This is a genomic window from Pseudomonas sp. JV245A (genome assembly GCF_032424515.1).
Lineage (GTDB): Bacteria > Pseudomonadota > Gammaproteobacteria > Pseudomonadales > Pseudomonadaceae > Aquipseudomonas > Aquipseudomonas protegens.
Genome location: NZ_VYKE01000006.1, coordinates 1 through 15513, shown reverse-complemented (window position 1 = coordinate 15513; position 15513 = coordinate 1). Strand labels below are relative to the sequence as shown.

The 15513-nt window shown below is 64.0% G+C and carries 12 protein-coding genes; 10 read left to right on the top strand and 2 right to left on the bottom strand.

All coding sequences use genetic code 11. The features are described 5' to 3' along the window. Positions 1 to 128: 128 nt before the first annotated feature. The 5 genes from F6S12_RS03065 to F6S12_RS03045 all read left to right on the top strand — a co-directional run bounded on the left by F6S12_RS03065 (position 129) and on the right by F6S12_RS03045 (position 5976). Entirely contained in the window at positions 129 to 1502 is a 1374-nt protein-coding gene (locus tag F6S12_RS03065; RefSeq protein ID WP_011063168.1) for a carbohydrate porin, read from the top strand. Positions 1503 to 1619: 117 nt separating this feature from the next. After that, positions 1620 to 4040 carry a glucose/quinate/shikimate family membrane-bound PQQ-dependent dehydrogenase gene (locus tag F6S12_RS03060; protein WP_015636854.1) on the top strand — a complete coding sequence of 807 codons (2421 nt, stop codon included), beginning with the start codon at positions 1620 to 1622 and terminating at the stop codon, positions 4038 to 4040. 348 nt (positions 4041 to 4388) lie between these two features. Continuing rightward, on the top strand, positions 4389 to 4700 hold the full coding sequence (locus tag F6S12_RS03055; RefSeq protein ID WP_019093113.1) for a hypothetical protein: 312 nt from the start codon (positions 4389 to 4391) through the stop codon (positions 4698 to 4700). Between the two features lie 229 nt (positions 4701 to 4929). Then, on the top strand, positions 4930 to 5223 hold the full coding sequence (locus tag F6S12_RS03050) for a hypothetical protein (RefSeq protein WP_015636856.1): 294 nt from the start codon (positions 4930 to 4932) through the stop codon (positions 5221 to 5223). Between the two features lie 105 nt (positions 5224 to 5328). Further along, complete coding sequence (locus F6S12_RS03045) at positions 5329 to 5976, top strand: carboxypeptidase-like regulatory domain-containing protein (RefSeq protein WP_026019976.1); 648 nt, start codon at positions 5329 to 5331, stop codon at positions 5974 to 5976. Here F6S12_RS03045 and F6S12_RS03040 read toward each other — a convergent pair. Continuing rightward, the gene (locus F6S12_RS03040) at positions 5954 to 7612 is read right to left on the bottom strand and encodes a hybrid sensor histidine kinase/response regulator (protein ID WP_315868704.1); all 1659 of its coding nucleotides are present in this window, start codon (positions 7610 to 7612) and stop codon (positions 5954 to 5956) included. The two genes, F6S12_RS03045 and F6S12_RS03040, sit on opposite strands and share 23 nt — an antisense overlap. 145 nt (positions 7613 to 7757) lie before the next feature. On the opposite strand from F6S12_RS03040, the gene F6S12_RS03035 reads away from it, so the two are divergent. Next, complete coding sequence (locus F6S12_RS03035; RefSeq protein WP_015636859.1) at positions 7758 to 8375, top strand: LuxR C-terminal-related transcriptional regulator; 618 nt, start codon at positions 7758 to 7760, stop codon at positions 8373 to 8375. Between the two features lie 202 nt (positions 8376 to 8577). Further along, positions 8578 to 9009: a hypothetical protein gene (locus F6S12_RS03030; protein ID WP_011063174.1), complete on the top strand. Its 432-nt coding sequence runs from the start codon at positions 8578 to 8580 to the stop codon at positions 9007 to 9009. Positions 9010 to 9045: 36 nt separating this feature from the next. Here the strand turns inward: F6S12_RS03030 and F6S12_RS03025 are convergent, their stop codons facing one another. Beyond that, the gene (locus F6S12_RS03025; RefSeq protein ID WP_015636861.1) at positions 9046 to 11388 is read right to left on the bottom strand and encodes a putative bifunctional diguanylate cyclase/phosphodiesterase; all 2343 of its coding nucleotides are present in this window, start codon (positions 11386 to 11388) and stop codon (positions 9046 to 9048) included. Between the two features lie 458 nt (positions 11389 to 11846). Here F6S12_RS03025 and lon point away from each other — a divergent pair, with 458 nt between their 5' ends. The 3 genes from lon (at position 11847) to F6S12_RS03010 (ending at position 15456) form a co-directional block, all read left to right on the top strand. Further along, positions 11847 to 14267 (top strand): endopeptidase La, encoded by a 2421-nt coding sequence (gene lon / locus F6S12_RS03020; RefSeq protein WP_011063176.1) that lies wholly within the window; start codon positions 11847 to 11849, stop codon positions 14265 to 14267. A 159-nt stretch (positions 14268 to 14426) separates the two neighbouring features. Beyond that, complete coding sequence (locus F6S12_RS03015) at positions 14427 to 14819, top strand: protease inhibitor I42 family protein (RefSeq protein ID WP_011063177.1); 393 nt, start codon at positions 14427 to 14429, stop codon at positions 14817 to 14819. 1 nt (position 14820) lies between these two features. Next, complete coding sequence (locus F6S12_RS03010; protein ID WP_011063178.1) at positions 14821 to 15456, top strand: lysoplasmalogenase; 636 nt, start codon at positions 14821 to 14823, stop codon at positions 15454 to 15456. The last annotated feature ends 57 nt before the right edge of the window (positions 15457 to 15513 follow it).

The window sequence follows — 15513 nt, the reverse complement described above, 5'->3', positions numbered from 1 at the left end:
TAAAGCTGAACCGTTTCATCTTTCCCTTTGAAATCAGTGGCCTGCCGTTCTCGATCAACCTGCATCGATGCTACGCGCCATGCCCTTGCTTCTGCCTATTCCTAGAAAAAGACCTTATCCGAATGCCTATGCCCACTTTTCAGCGTTTAAAAGACAGCGCTGTCCTGACTTCCGTCGCCCTGCCCAAGAGCCTGAGCCTACTCGGCGCCCTTGGATTTGCCGCCTGCGCCCAGGCCGCACCGGCCTTCGACAGTGACTCACCGTGGATGCTCGGCGACTGGAATGGCACCCGCACGGAACTGGCCAACAAAGGCTACGACTTCAAGATCGACTACGTCGGCGAGATGGGCGCCAACCTGCACGGTGGCTACGACCACGACCGCACCGCGCGCTACAGCGACCAGTTTGCCTTCGGCAGCCACCTGGACCTGCAGAAGATCCTCGGCTGGGACGACGCCGAATTCCAACTGACGGTGACCAAGCGCGACGGCGACAACATCAGCAACGACCGGATCAACGACCCGCGGGTCGGCGGCTTCACCTCGGCCCAGGAAGTCTGGGGCCGCGGCCAGACCTGGCGCCTGACGCAAATGTGGTACCAGCAGAAATTCTTCGACCAGAAGCTCGACATCAAGGCCGGCCGCTTCGGCCAGGGCGAAGACTTCAACAGCTTTCCCTGCGACTTCCAGAACCTGGCGTTCTGCGGCTCCCAGGTGGGTAACTGGGCCGGCAGCGTCTGGTACAACTGGCCGGTCAGCCAGTGGGCCCTGCGGGTCAAATACCACCTGAACGCCGAGCTCTACGCGCAGATCGGTGCCTATGAGCAGAACCCCTCGAACCTCGATCGCGACAACGGCTTCAAGCTCAGCGGCAGCGGCACCCAGGGCACACTGTTGCCAGTGGAACTGGTGTGGACACCCAAACTCAACGGCCTGGCCGGTGAGTACCGCGCCGGCTATTACTACAGCAGCGCCAAGGCCAGCGACGTCTACAAGGATGGCAATGGCCAGCCTGCAGCCCTGACCGGCGAGGCCTACCGCAGCAGCTCCAGCAAGCACGGCCTGTGGCTGGGCGCGCAACAGCAGGTCACCAGCCAGGCCAGCGACCACTCCCGCGGCCTGAGCCTGTTCGCCAACGTCACCGCCCACGACAAGAAGACCAACGCCATCGACAACTATGTCCAGGCGGGCCTGGTCTACAAGGGGCTGTTCGATGCCCGGGCCAAGGATGACATCGGCTTTGCCCTGGCCCGGGTCCATGTCAACCCGGCGTACCGCAAGAACGCCCAGGCCAGCAACCAGGCCCGGGCGCTCTACGACTACGACAACCCGAGCTACCTGCCGCCCCAGGACACCGAATACAGCGCCGAGCTGTACTACGGCGTGCACCTGGCCAACTGGCTGACCGTGCGCCCCAACCTGCAATACATCCGCCACCCCGGCGGCGTAAGCCGGGTGGACGACGCCCTGATCGGCGGGATCAAGATCCAGAGTTCGTTCTAAGGCCGACAGGCACACAACGACGCCATTCACAGTTTTCAGCTGAACCAAGCCCGCGCCTGATCGTCATCTACAGTGAACATGCGCGGGAACACTCTAAACGTCACGGAGAACCACACTATGAGCACTGAGGGTGCTTCAAGTCCGAGCCGCTTGCTGCCAAGCCTGCTCGGGATCTTGCTGCTGCTAATGGGCCTGGCCTTGCTGGCCGGGGGGATCAAGCTGAGCATGCTCGGCGGCTCGCTGTACTACGTTTTGGCCGGTATCGGCCTGACGTTGACCGGCCTCTTGCTGCTGGCCGGTAAACGCGCGGCGCTGGGCCTGTACGCCCTGGTACTGTTCGCCAGTACCGTCTGGTCGCTATGGGAAATCGGCCTGGACTGGTGGCAACTGGTGCCACGCCTGTCGCTGTGGTTCGCCCTCGGCGTGGTCCTGCTGCTGCCCTGGTTCCGTCGCCCGCTGCTGCGCGATGGCCCGGCCCCGCTGGGCACCGCTGCCCTGAGCGTGGCCGTGGTCCTGGCCGGTGGCGCCGCCATTGGCAGCCAGTTCACTAACCCTGGGGAAATCTCCGGTGACCTGGGCCGCGACACCGCGGACATGACCAGCACCGCGCCGGCCATCCCCGACGGTGAATGGCAGGCCTACGGCCGCACCGAGTTCGGCGATCGCTACTCGCCGCTGAAGCAGATCACCCCGGCCAACATCGGCAAGCTGCAGGAAGCCTGGCGCATCCGCACCGGCGACATGCCGACCGACAAGGACCCGGTGGAAATCACCAACCAGAACACCCCGCTGAAGGTCAACGGCAAGCTCTATGCCTGCACCGCCCACAGCAAGGTGCTGGCCCTGGACCCGGATACCGGCAAGGAAATCTGGCGCTTCGATCCGCAGATCCAGGGCCCCAACGGCGACGACTTCCGTGGCTGGGCACACATGACCTGCCGTGGCGTGTCGTACTACGACGAAGCCAACTTCAAGAACGCCGACGCCATCAGCCAGCCGGCCACCCTGTCCCCCGCGGGCCAGGCCATCGCCACCAGCTGCCCGCGTCGCCTGTTCCTGCCTACCGCCGATGCGCGCCTGATCGCCATCAACGCCGACACCGGCAAGGTCTGTGAAGACTTCGGCACCAAGGGCGCCGTGGACCTGAAGGCCGGTATCGGCCCATTCACCCCGGGCGGCTACTACTCCACCTCCCCGGCGGCCATCACCCGTAACCTGGTGATCATTGGCGGCCACGTGACCGACAACGAGTCGACCAACGAGCCGTCCGGCGTGATCCGCGCCTTCGACGTGCACGACGGCCACCTGGTGTGGAACTGGGACTCGGGCAACCCGGACGAGACCACTCCGCTGCCGGAAGGCAAGACCTATACCCGCAACTCGCCGAACATGTGGTCCCTGGCCAGCGTCGACGAGAAACTGGGCATGGTCTACCTGCCACTGGGCAACCAGATGCCTGACCAGTGGGGCGGCAACCGCACCGCAGGCGCCGAGAAATTCAGCGCCGGCACCGTGGCCCTGGACATCGACACCGGCAAGCTGCGCTGGAACTACCAGTTCACCCACCACGACCTGTGGGACATGGACGTGGGCAGCCAGCCGACTCTGCTGGACATGAAGACCGCGGACGGCGTCAAGCCGGCGCTGATCCAGCCGACCAAGCAAGGCAGCCTGTACGTACTGGACCGTCGCGACGGCACCCCGATCGTGCCGATCCGTGAAGTACCGGCCCCGACCGGCGCAGTCGAAGGCGACCACACCGCACCGACCCAGGCCCGTTCGGACCTGAACCTGCTGCCGCCGCCACTGGACGAGAAAGCCATGTGGGGTGCCACGCCGTTCGACCAGATGCTGTGCCGCATCCAGTTCAAGGAACTGCGCTATGAAGGTCAGTACACCCCGCCATCGGTGCAGGGCAGCCTGATCTACCCGGGCAACGTCGGCGTGTTCAACTGGGGCAGCGTCTCGCTGGACCCGGTCCGTCAATTGCTGTTCACCAGCCCGAACTACATGGCCTTCGTTTCCAAGCTGGTGCCGCGTGCCGAAGTGGCCGCCGGGAGCAAGCGCGAAAGCGAGACCTCGGGCGTGCAACCCAACACCGGCGCGCCTTACGCGGTGATCATGCATCCGTTCATGTCGCCGCTCGGCGTACCTTGCCAGGCTCCGGCCTGGGGCTACGTGGCCGGTATCGACCTGACCACCAACAAGGTGGTGTGGAAGCACAAGAACGGCACCAGCCGTGACAGCTCGCCAATCCCGATCGGCCTGCCGATGGGCGTGCCGAGCATGGGCGGCTCCATGGTTACCGGTGGTGGCGTGGGCTTCCTCAGCGGCACCCTGGACCAGTACATCCGCGCCTATGACGTGAAGAACGGCAAGGAGCTGTGGAAGTCCCGCCTGCCAGCGGGTGGCCAGGCCACGCCGATGAGCTACACCGGCAAGGATGGCAAGCAGTACGTGCTGGTGGTCGTGGGCGGCCACGGCTCCCTGGGCACCAAGATGGGCGACTACATCATTGCCTACAAACTGTCGGAATAAGCTTTACCGGCAGGCGTGAAAAAGGCGGCTACCTTCTGGTAGCCGCCTTTTTTTGTGCCGTTCGCCCTCTGCGTAGGAGCTGGCTTGCCAGCGAAGGCGCGGGCCCGGGCGCTGCATGGCTTGCGGGCCTCTTCGCCGGCAAGCCGGCTCCTACAAGGGGCTTGTCATTCCATCTTGCTCGACCGGCAGCCCTTCAAAGGACGGTCACCGAAAATTCCTACAACTCACGTCCCATCGCATCACCTTGCCCCTCAAGGGCTCTGCCCTTAAGGTCTGGGGGTCATTGAAAACTCAGTGACAGGGGTGTGGAAGCCCCCCCATATCGTCAGGCGCGCAAAGCACCAGCAAATGCCTGACCTGTTTGTAGCCTGCACTTTGGACAAAGCCGTGGAGCAATACATGCCCCTCACCAGCAACGACTACAACATCCCCGCCCTGCTGGTGGACACCCAGGCCCCGCTGGACGCTCTCCACGAAGCCGCCGCACACCGCATCCGCGCGGCCACCCAGTTGCTGGAGAACATCGCCAGCCACGACAACCTGCAGAGCAACCCGGCCCTGCTCCAGGACTTCGCCCAGCTGTGCGTCATCCCCCTGCGCGATGGCTGCGACCTGCTGGACGTACTGGGCCGACGCCTGCAGGAACAACTGCTGACCTGACCCCGGCTCCAGGACCGGCGGCGCCTCGCCGGCCCTCTCAAGCGGCCCTGTTCGCCTGCCCAGCAGTCCCGTAATTGCAAAGCGACATTAGCCCATTTGTGCTAATCGACCCTCCCCCAACCCGGGGCTATAGTGCCGGGCAACCATCTGATCTCTCCACCGTTGCCAGCCTGCGGTGTCGGGAGCGGCTGCGCCGTTGAAAACACAACAACACCAAGGAAGATTCATCATGAAACTCCAGTCCAGCCTCCGCCCCGTTGCCCTGCTCAGCCTCCTGGCACTCGCCCTGGGCGGTTGCGCCATCGCCAAACCGAGCAACGACGACCTCAAGAACCGCGCCCAGATCACCCTTGGCAAGCCGGTTTCCACGGTTTCCAACGTGCGCAGCGACGCGTCCCAGACCTACTTCACCGCCAGCACCAGTGCCGGCGAATACAATTGCGTACTGCCCAGCGGCGGCATGGTCGCCTTCGCCACCATGGGTGGAGCAGTAGCGCTGCCGGCCGAGTGCAGCAAGCAATAAACCGCTAGCCCCTGGCCAACCAGGTTCGCCGCGACGGGCTGCACCGGTGTAGCAGCGGGACAGCGTCGGGCGAGCACCACTCCCTCCTGAAAAGGTCCTGAGTTGATGAAACCCCGTCTCTTCATGGTGACAGGCCTGGCCCTGCTCGCCTGTACCCTGATTGCCTGCGCGCCGCGCCAAGGGCGAACCCTGGACGAATACCCGCCAGTCAAGATTCCCACCGTGCAGTACCCCGACGAGCCCTTCGACACCCAGGCCGCGCGCGCCGCGCTGCAACCCGGCACCGCAACGCTCACCGGCAAGTTCTGTATCGTCGGCAATGACGGTATCGAAGACAGCCGCAACGTCGAGATCTATCTCTACCCGGCCACCCCGCACTTGCAGGCCTGGCACAAGTTGCGCGCGTCCCAACCCGAAGGCGCACCGGTGAGCATGGTCCCCGAGGCCCTGGCCGTGCACCGGGTGACCCGCACCGACGGCAACGGCATCTTCCAGTTCACGGGGCTGCAACCGGGCCGCTACTTCGTCCAGGGCCACGATATGGTGTACGGCACCAGCCGCTGGAACGAGTACGTGGGCACCGGCCAGAGCAACACCAACTACGGGCCGGTGACCACCCACTACTACACCGAGCGCAGTTCGATCTCTTCGTACTCGGGCATGCTGGATGACTTCGTCGAACTGGCCAGCGGCGAGAACAAGAAGCTGACCATGACCAACTACCCCCTGCTTATCCCGTGCCGGACCTGGTAACTGCCTCTGGCGCCGCAGCCCTGTGGGCAGGCACCAGCGGTGCCTCGCGCAGGGCTCGCAAGGTGCTGCGCAGTTCCACCGGCCGCACCGGCTTGGACAGGATGGCGATGTTGCGGTCGTGCAGGGCGGCGTGGATTTTCTCGATGTCGTGCCCGGTGATGATCAGCGCCGGCACTTCCCAGCCCCGCTGCTGACGGATGCTGTCGATGCATTCGATACCCGAGGCCCGGGTGCCCAGGTCATAGTCGGCGACGATAATGTCGCAATCGGTCAGCAGGTTCTCCCCGCTCGATTCGGCCTGGACCACGCAGCCCCAGCGCTCCAGCAGCGCCGAAGTGGCCAGCAGCACGTTACGGTCATCCTCCACCAGACAGACCCGCAGCCCGGTCAGCAAGCCGCTCTGCAACGCCTCGTCACGACCGTGCAAACGCTGTGGCGCGGCCAGTGACAGGCCGTGCAGGCTGACCGTGGTGCCGTGGTCGACCCGCGAACGAATCATTACCTGCAGGTCAGTCATCTGCCCCAGGCGCTTGACGATGGACAGGCCCAGGCCGACGCCTTCGACGTCCTTGTCCCGTACCTGGCGAACCCGGTAGAACTCATCGAAGATCTTCGGCAGATGCTCCTCGGCAATCCCCCGGCCCTGGTCATAGATGACAATGGCCAGGCCTTGGCCACGCCGGCGCACGCCAATCAGCACCGGCCGTTCCGCGGCGTACTTGAAGCAATTGGACAGTACGTTCTGCACCATGGTCGCCAACAGCCCCGGGTCGACCCGCACCCAATGGGCGCAGGGCCGCAGCCGCAGTTCGACACCGGCCCAGCGCGCCGCCTCGGAATTCTGGCGTACCAGGTCGCGCAACAGTTCGCCCAGGTGGACGGTTTCGTACTTGGGCTGCACTCGCCCGTTGTCCAGGGTGTAGAGGTCGAGGATCGAGCGGAACAACTGCGAGACGTTGAGCAGCGAACGATCGATGTTGTCCACCAGGCGCCGCTCATCCACCCCCAGGCTGGCTTCGCGCAGGCAGGCGGTGAACAGGCCGATGGAGTGGATCGGCTGGCGCAGGTCATGGCTGGCCTGGGCCAGGAAACGGGACTTTTCCAGGTTGGCGGCAATCGCCTCTTCCGAAGCCAGGCGGGTGCGCTTGAGCAGGATGTGGGCGTACACCGGGATCACCGTGCTGGTGATCATCAGCATCAGCACCATGTAGGGCTGGGCCTGCCAATAGGGGGTCAGCAGGTAGACCATGAACAGCGCGAACAGCGCCAGCACGGTGGCGATGGCCAGGTAGCGCGAGCCGAAACGCATGCCATTGCCCAGGTTGACCCAGACCATCACCGCATAGATCGGCAGCGCCCCCTCGCCGCCTACCACCAGGCCGTAACAGGTGCCGGTGTAGTCATAGACCATGCCCAGGATGCGCCGCGCCGGGTAGTGCCCGGGCCAACGGGCAATGGCCATGCGCAGCACGATCGAACCCAGCATGAACAGGGAAATGTAGATCATCACCGGCACGTAGGGATCCACATCCTGCCCCGGCAGGAAGCCGATCACGCCAAACCAGACCAGGGCGCATCCGGCCACGATAATCCGCAGGGTGGCCTGATCGAGTTCACTGTCTTTCTCAACTTTCATGCAATCACCTCCTTGTGCAATATGCGCTGCCGTGGTCTTTTGCCGTTCGGCAAACTGGCCCATCGGACACGACCAGCGGGCAGTTACAACGCCGTGCGCCAAGTTAGCATGCCCACAGGACTGGATGTTTCAAGGAGTTTCAAACATGACATGCCGGATTATCGTCGCCGACGACCACCCGTTGTTTCGCGAAGGCATGCTGCGCACCATCCAGCGCTTGCTGCCCGATGCCGTGCTCGAAGAGGCCGGCGACCTGGCTGCGGTAATGGCCCTGGCCGAGAGCGGCGAGGAGCCGGACTCGCTGATTCTCGACCTGCGCTTTCCCGGCCTGACCTCGGTCAGCATGATTGCCGGCCTGCGCCAGCAATTGCCGCGCACCTCGATCATCGTGGTGTCGATGGTCGACAACCAGGACCTGATCGCCGAAGTCATGGCCGCCGGGGCCGACGGTTTCATCGGTAAGAGCATCAGCCCGGACGAGATCGGCCAGGCGATTCAGGCCATCCGCGAAGGCGACGTGGTGGTCAAGTACGCGCCTTCCGGCCTGCTGCTGCCCCTGGACGCCTGCGCCGAAGTGAGCCAGCTGACCACCCGGCAACAGGAAGTCCTGCGCCTGATCGCCCAGGGCAAGACCAACAAGGAAATCGCCCGAGAGCTGGATATCTCGCCGTTCACCGTGCGCATCCACGTGTCTTCCCTGCTGCATACCCTCAAGGTGCCGTCGCGCGCCGCGGCGGCGGTGAAGTTCGCCGGCACCTGGTAAACCGGGACAATCGGGGCCGCGCTATCGGGCGGCCTGCACCAGAATGCCAAGACACGGTTGGTCAGCGCGCGCCGTTAATGCTGGGAAGCCCTGCGCAAATGAGGCAGCATCGGTTCTGGCACGCCGGTATAAACGCCATGGCATTGGGCGGCACGCCAGGAACAGCGTGCTGGCGCGACCGCCCTCGCAGGAGAAAGACATCATGAGTACGGATAAGCGTGATGAGTTGTTTGAACGGTTACACCACTGGTTCGGTGACTCGGAAGCCGCCAACTGGAACGAATACACCACCGAGCAGGTGGCCAAGGGAGTCCTCCACGCCTTTACCCCGGCGCAATGGCAACGCCTCGGCGAAACCCTGCTGTCGCGCCCCGAGTACTGGCAGCACCGCTGCGCGGTGTCCCTGGGAGAGTTGCGCAGCCCGCCGGCCATCGAGCTGCTGAAACGCCTGCTGGTGGATTCGCCCTACCTGGACGTGAGGGTCATGGCGATCTATGAACTGGACTGGTCGGAAGCGGCCATCGAGCCCCGCTATGCGCCCTGCATTCTGGAAATCATGGACAACCTCAGTGAGGAAGGCATAGAACCGGAGCTGCAAAGCCTGTTGACCAAGGCTGAGTCCGCCGCCCCCTGAGCGCGCCCCCTGGATGGCCCCTCGGCCATCCAGCTTTCAGCTCGACACCCGGGAGTTCACCAGCCAGCGCTCAAAGGCCTCGGTCGGCAACGGTCGGCTGATCAGATAGCCCTGCACCGTGTCGCAGCCCCAGCTTTCCAGCAATTTCAGGCAATGCTCATATTCCACGCCTTCGGCCACCACCTTGAGCCCCAGCTTGTGGCTCATTTCAATGGTGGAACGCACGATCACCGCATCGCCGCTGGTTTCATCCAGATTGCGGATGAACGACTGGTCGATCTTCAGTTCCTGCACCGGCAGGCGCTGCAACTGCGCCAGGGATGAATAGCCGGTACCGAAATCGTCCACCGACAGGCTGATGCCGCAGCCGCGCAAGCGTTGCAGCACGGCCAGGGCCTGCTCCGGGTCGCGCATGATGGCGCTCTCGGTGATCTCGAACACCAACTGTTCGGCTGCCACCTGATAGCCCTCAAGGTAATCGCTGACCCGTACCTCCAGGCCGTCGTCCTCCAGGTCGCTGGCCGAGATGTTCAGTGACAGACGTACGGGCAGGGCCCGGCGGTTCCACTCCGCCAGCTGGCGGATACAGGCTTCGATGACCCAGGCGGTGAGGCTGTGCATGCTGCCGGTGCGCTCGGCCAGGGGAATGAATTCCGCCGGCGAGACCACGCCGAACACCGGGTGCTGCCAGCGCAGCAGGGCTTCGGCCTGGTGCAGGTAGTCCCGGCGCAGATCGAGCTTGGGCTGGTACAACAGGAACAGCTCACCTTCGGCGGCCGCCCGGCGCAGGTCGCGGATCAGGCTGATCTGCCGCTGGTGAGCCAGGTCTCGGTCCTGCTGGTAGACCTGCAAGTAACCGGGCTTGAGCGAAGCATCATGGCGGGCGATAGCGGCGCGGCTGATCAGTTCCTCGGCGGACTTGCCGTCGGCGGGGTACACCGCCATCCCCATGCAGATCTGCCGGCGCACCTCATCGCCCTGGATCAGTTGCGGCCGGCTGAGCAGGTCATGCAGCCGGTCAGCCATGGCCATGGCCCCGTCCAGTTCGGTGTTCTCCAGCAGCAGGAGGAATTCACTGGCGGTGATCCGGGCCGCCGTATCGCCCTGGGACAATACTTCTCGCAGGCGCCGGCTGAGCTCGCCCATCATCTGGTCCAGGCCTTCTGTGCCAAAGCCTTCGTTGATCGCCCGATAGTTGTCGATGCCCAGGTAGAGCAGCACCACATTGCGCCGGGCGGCAATGGCCTTGGTCAGGCGTTCGATGGCCAGGGCCCGGTTCGGCAGCCCGGTCAGCGGATCATGCAGAGCGTTGTGGGCCAGTTGCCGTTCGCGGGTGGCAATGGCGCTCTGCATGGCGTTGAAGGCATCTGCCAGCACCCCGAACTCGTCGCTGCGCTTGATGGTTACCGGGGCCTGATAGTTACCGGCACCGATGCGCCTTGCCGCCTGGGCCAGGTCTTCCAGGGGCCGCGATACCCGCCGCGCCATCAGCAGGGCGCAGACCAGGGAGACCACCAGCGCCACCATGGCGATCCACATGAACTCCCGGTCCAGCGGGGCAAAGGCCTGCAACGCCTGCTCCAGGGGGCTTTGCAGCAAGGCCATGACCCGCGGATCGCCGGCATCCCCGGTATTGGCCAGTTGCAAGGCCTGGTTGAGGAAACGCTGGCCATGGGTCTCGCTCAACTGCGGCAGGGATTGCCACAGGGAGTCGGCCAGGACATTGATGATGGGCGACCAGAAGAACTCCGGCTGGGTGCTGAACAGCTCGCCGGGATGCTGACCATCGACCGTCAGAAACGACACTTCCAGGTTGCTCATGGAGCGCAGTTCCTGGGCAAACAGCTCATCCATGGGAAAGCCCATCACTACCCGGGCGATGGGTAGCGACTCCAGCACTTCCCCCTGGACCAGCAGATAGGGCCGGCCCTTGATTGCGACGAAGAGCATGTGGGTGTTGTGCCGCATGGCCCGGCGCAGGGCCTGGTCGTAGGGAAAGTGCTGGTCCCGGGCGATCACCGGCAGGGTGCTGGCGATGACCCGGCCCTCGGGGCTGAGCACGAACATCTCGCTGGAACGGATGCCGCCGCTATGCTGGGCCAGGGCGGCAAGGATATCCACCGGCTTGCCGCTGAGCACCGCCCGGCGAAACTCGGAATCCACCACCAGCCAGTCGACACCGTACTGCAGGTTGCGACCGCGCAAGTCCAGCAGCCGTTCGAATACCCGGGTGCCGATCTTCAGTTGCAATTGCGCCTGGCGCTCCACCGCTTGGGTAGTGGCGGTCTTGACCGCGAAATAAACCGCGGCAATCAATACCAACAGCAATAGCGCCAGCACCCCGACAATCCTTGCCTGAAAGGTTCGGCGCCACTTCATAAGGCTGCTCTCAGTCGCTCCAAGTCCCCGGCGGGCCTTGAAAAGGCCGACGCGGATAACCCCTGCCGGAAGCTGAAAAATCCCTTCTTCATACCCATCCCTCTGAGAAGCTGAATGCGCGCGTCAAATAAATGCCAGCTTCATTCCGGCATTCCGGGCAATCAGATTAATCCTCAAATTACACAAGATCACGCAATAAAACAGGTGACATCGCAGTCATTTTATTGACAACCCATGTCAAGCAGCCCCTTCAAGTGAGCTTGAATCCCTTCGCAAAAACCCCCAGGCATGCAGCAAGAACAGCCTAGACCGCGGCTATGCAACGCTTCTCTGCCAGGGCAAGAGGCGATGCAGCGGCATTTCCCACCGCTTCGGAAAAACGCTGAAACCAGTCCCCCATTGAAACCCGCGGCGACCTGCCCCATCTAAGCTGCATAGTCCATCGCGCAGGAGCCTCCATGAGCGACCAGCAAGAATTTCCCGAAGATCCACGTGACTACGTCGATCCGGAAAACACCGAACACCAGGCTGCCCATGGCACCGGCCTGGCCCTGCCCGGACAGAATCTGCCGGACAAGGTCTACATCATCCCGATTCACAATCGTCCCTTCTTTCCTGCGCAAGTATTGCCGGTCATCGTCAATGAAGAGCCCTGGGCCGAAACCCTGGAACTGGTGAGCAAATCCGAGCATCACTCCCTTGCCCTGTTTTTCATGGACACCCCGCAGGAGGACCCGCGGCACTTCGATACCTCCGCGCTGCCGGAGTACGGCACCCTGGTCAAGGTCCATCACGCCAGCCGTGAAAACGGCAAGCTGCAGTTCGTTGCCCAGGGCCTGACCCGGGTGCGCATCCGCACCTGGCTCAAGCACCATCGTCCGCCCTACCTGGTGGAGGTCGAGTACCCCCATCAGCCCAGCGAGCCCACCGACGAGGTCAAGGCCTACGGCATGGCGCTGATCAATGCGATCAAGGAGTTGCTGCCGCTCAACCCGCTGTACAGCGAAGAGCTGAAGAACTACCTCAACCGCTTCAGCCCCAACGATCCGTCGCCCCTGACCGACTTCGCCGCCGCCCTGACCTCCGCCACCGGCAACGAACTGCAGGAAGTGCTGGACTGCGTGCCCATGCTCAAGCGCATGGAAAAAGTCCTGCCGATGCTGCGCAAGGAAGTCGAAGTGGCGCGCCTGCAGAAAGAGATTTCCGCCGAGGTCAACCGCAAGATCGGCGAGCACCAGCGCGAGTTCTTCCTCAAGGAGCAGCTCAAGGTGATCCAGCAGGAGCTGGGGTTGACCAAGGATGACCGCAGCGCCGACCTGGAGCAGTTCGAACAGCGCCTGACTGGCAAAGTGCTGCCGCCCCAGGCGCAGAAACGCATCGACGAGGAAATGAACAAGCTGTCGATCCTGGAGACCGGTTCGCCGGAATATGCGGTTACCCGCAACTACCTGGAATGGGCCACCGCCGTGCCCTGGGGCGTCTTCGGCGACGACAAGCTCGACCTCAAGCACGCGCGCAAGGTGCTGGACAAGCACCACGCCGGGCTCGACGACATCAAGAACCGTATCCTCGAATTCCTCGCGGTGGGCGCCTACAAGGGCGAGATCAGCGGCTCCATCGTGCTGCTGGTAGGCCCACCCGGTGTCGGCAAGACCAGCGTCGGCAAATCCATCGCCGAATCCCTGGGGCGGCCGTTCTACCGCTTCAGCGTCGGCGGCATGCGTGATGAAGCCGAGATCAAGGGCCACCGCCGCACCTACATCGGCGCCCAGCCGGGCAAGCTGGTGCAGGCCCTCAAGGAAGTGGAGGTGATGAACCCGGTGATCATGCTCGACGAGATCGACAAGATGGGCCAGAGCTACCAGGGCGACCCGGCCTCGGCCCTCCTGGAGACCCTGGACCCGGAGCAGAACGTCGACTTCCTCGATCATTACCTGGACCTGCGCATGGACCTGTCCAAGGTCCTGTTCGTGTGCACCGCCAACACCCTGGATTCGATTCCCGGCCCGCTGCTGGACCGTATGGAAGTGATTCGCCTGTCCGGCTACATCACCGAAGAAAAACTGGCCATCGCCAAACGCCACCTGTGGCCCAAGCAGCTGGAAAAGGCCGGTGTCGCCAAGACCAGCCTGAGCATCAGCGACAGCGCCCTGCGCACGGTGATCGATGGCTACGCCCGGGAAGCCGGGGTGCGCCAGCTGGAGAAACAACTGGGCAAGCTGGTACGCAAGGCCGTGGTCAAGCTGCTGGACGAGCCGGACGCCACGATCAAGATCGCGCCCAAGGACCTGGAGGCTTCCCTGGGCATGCCGGTGTTCCGTAACGAGCAGGTCCTGAGCGGCACCGGGGTCATCACCGGCCTGGCCTGGACCAGCATGGGCGGCGCCACCCTGCCTATCGAGGCCACGCGCATTCACACCCACAACCGCGGCTTCAAGCTCACCGGGCAACTGGGGGATGTGATGAAGGAATCGGCGGAGATCGCCTACAGCTACGTCAGCTCGCACCTCAAGCAATTCGGCGGCGACAGCAAGTTCTTCGACGAAGCCTTCGTCCACCTGCACGTTCCCGAAGGCGCCACCCCCAAGGACGGCCCCAGTGCCGGGGTGACCATGGCCAGCGCCCTGCTGTCCCTGGCGCGCAACCAGCCGCCGAAGAAAGGCGTGGCCATGACCGGCGAGCTGACCCTCACCGGCCACGTGCTGCCCATTGGCGGGGTGCGCGAGAAAGTCATCGCCGCGCGGCGCCAGAAGATCCACGAGCTGATCCTGCCGGAGCCCAACCGCGGGCATTTCGAAGAACTGCCGGACTACCTCAAGGAAGGCATCACCGTGCATTTTGCCAAGCGTTTTGCCGACGTGGCCAAAGTGCTGTTCTAACCCCTTTCGCCGCAAGCCGGCTCCTGCAGGGCCCCCCTCGCAGGAGCCGGCTTGCCGGCGAACAGGCCATAACCGCCAACCTTTATTCCCCTCCCCACACCGCCCATCATCTTCAGTTATGCTCGCCGTTCGTCATGAATGATCGGAGCTTCCTGACCCATGCCCACACCCCGCCTTCTTGCCCTGCTCAGCCTCGCCCTGCTGACCGCTTGCGCCAGCCAGCCCAAGCAGAACGTCACCGTTGAAAACCAGAGTGAATGCCCGCTGCAACTGCACAATGGGCAGAACCTGATCCTCACCCTGCCAAGCAACCCCACCACCGGTTATCGCTGGGCGATCCAGGATTCGGCCGGCGGCATCCTGCGCAAGGTCAGCCCCGAGGTCTACAGCAACCCCGAAGACACCGGTCTGGTGGGCAGTGGCGGGCAGTCGACCTGGCGTTTCCAGGCCTTCGCCAGCGGCCAGGGCCGGCTGCTGCTGACCTACCAGCAACCCTGGGCACCGGAAGAGGCCCCGGTGAAGGCCTTCGACTGCTCGATCACGGTGAACTGACATGGGCTGGCTGATACTGGCGCTGATGGGCGCCGCGACCTTCCTCTACGGCGTCAGCGTGCATGCCACCCTGCTCTGCCTGCTGGTCAAGCCACTGCCGGTGCTGGCCCTGCTGGGCTGGCTGCACGATGCACCGCCCGGGGACTACCGGCGCTGGATCATCATCGGCCTGCTGTTCTCGGTGCTGGGGGATGTCCTGCTGGCCTGGCCCACGGACCTGTTCGTGTTCGGTCTCGGAGCCTTCCTGGTGGCGCACCTGGCCTACCTCAAGGCTTATCTCAGCGACTGCCGGCGCCCGGCGCTGCTGCCCTTGCTGGTGGCACTGGCCATTGGCGCGGTGCTGTTGAGCATCCTGATCTCCCACGGCCTGGGGCCGTTGCTGGTGCCGGTGATCGTCTACGCCCTGACCATCAGCGCCATGCTCTGGCGCGCCCTGGCACGCCTCGGCTCAGCGGTGCCCACGCGGTCCGCGGTACTGGCAGCGCTGGGCGCCCTGAGCTTTGCCTTCTCCGACAGCCTGATCGGCATCAGCCGCTTCGTGCTGGCCTTCGACGCCGCGCCCTACCTGATCATCATTTTCTACTGGCTGGGCCAGTGGGGCATTGCCGCTTCGGCGTTCAGCCAGAAGCCGCGCTGAGCCGCCTGCGCCGGCAGGCCGGTCCCTACTCTCCGTAGGAGCCGGCTTGCCGGCGAA

Coding starts and splice junctions, on each gene's coding strand:
- F6S12_RS03065 (WP_011063168.1), top strand. CDS start 129: ATGCCCACTTTTCAGCGTTTAAAAGACAGCGCTGTCCTGACTTCCGTC.
- F6S12_RS03060 (WP_015636854.1), top strand. CDS start 1,620: ATGAGCACTGAGGGTGCTTCAAGTCCGAGCCGCTTGCTGCCAAGCCTG.
- F6S12_RS03055 (WP_019093113.1), top strand. CDS start 4,389: ATGCCTGACCTGTTTGTAGCCTGCACTTTGGACAAAGCCGTGGAGCAA.
- F6S12_RS03050 (WP_015636856.1), top strand. CDS start 4,930: ATGAAACTCCAGTCCAGCCTCCGCCCCGTTGCCCTGCTCAGCCTCCTG.
- F6S12_RS03045 (WP_026019976.1), top strand. CDS start 5,329: ATGAAACCCCGTCTCTTCATGGTGACAGGCCTGGCCCTGCTCGCCTGT.
- F6S12_RS03040 (WP_315868704.1), bottom strand. CDS start 7,612: ATGAAAGTTGAGAAAGACAGTGAACTCGATCAGGCCACCCTGCGGATT.
- F6S12_RS03035 (WP_015636859.1), top strand. CDS start 7,758: ATGACATGCCGGATTATCGTCGCCGACGACCACCCGTTGTTTCGCGAA.
- F6S12_RS03030 (WP_011063174.1), top strand. CDS start 8,578: ATGAGTACGGATAAGCGTGATGAGTTGTTTGAACGGTTACACCACTGG.
- F6S12_RS03025 (WP_015636861.1), bottom strand. CDS start 11,388: ATGAAGTGGCGCCGAACCTTTCAGGCAAGGATTGTCGGGGTGCTGGCG.
- lon (WP_011063176.1), top strand. CDS start 11,847: ATGAGCGACCAGCAAGAATTTCCCGAAGATCCACGTGACTACGTCGAT.
- F6S12_RS03015 (WP_011063177.1), top strand. CDS start 14,427: ATGCCCACACCCCGCCTTCTTGCCCTGCTCAGCCTCGCCCTGCTGACC.
- F6S12_RS03010 (WP_011063178.1), top strand. CDS start 14,821: ATGGGCTGGCTGATACTGGCGCTGATGGGCGCCGCGACCTTCCTCTAC.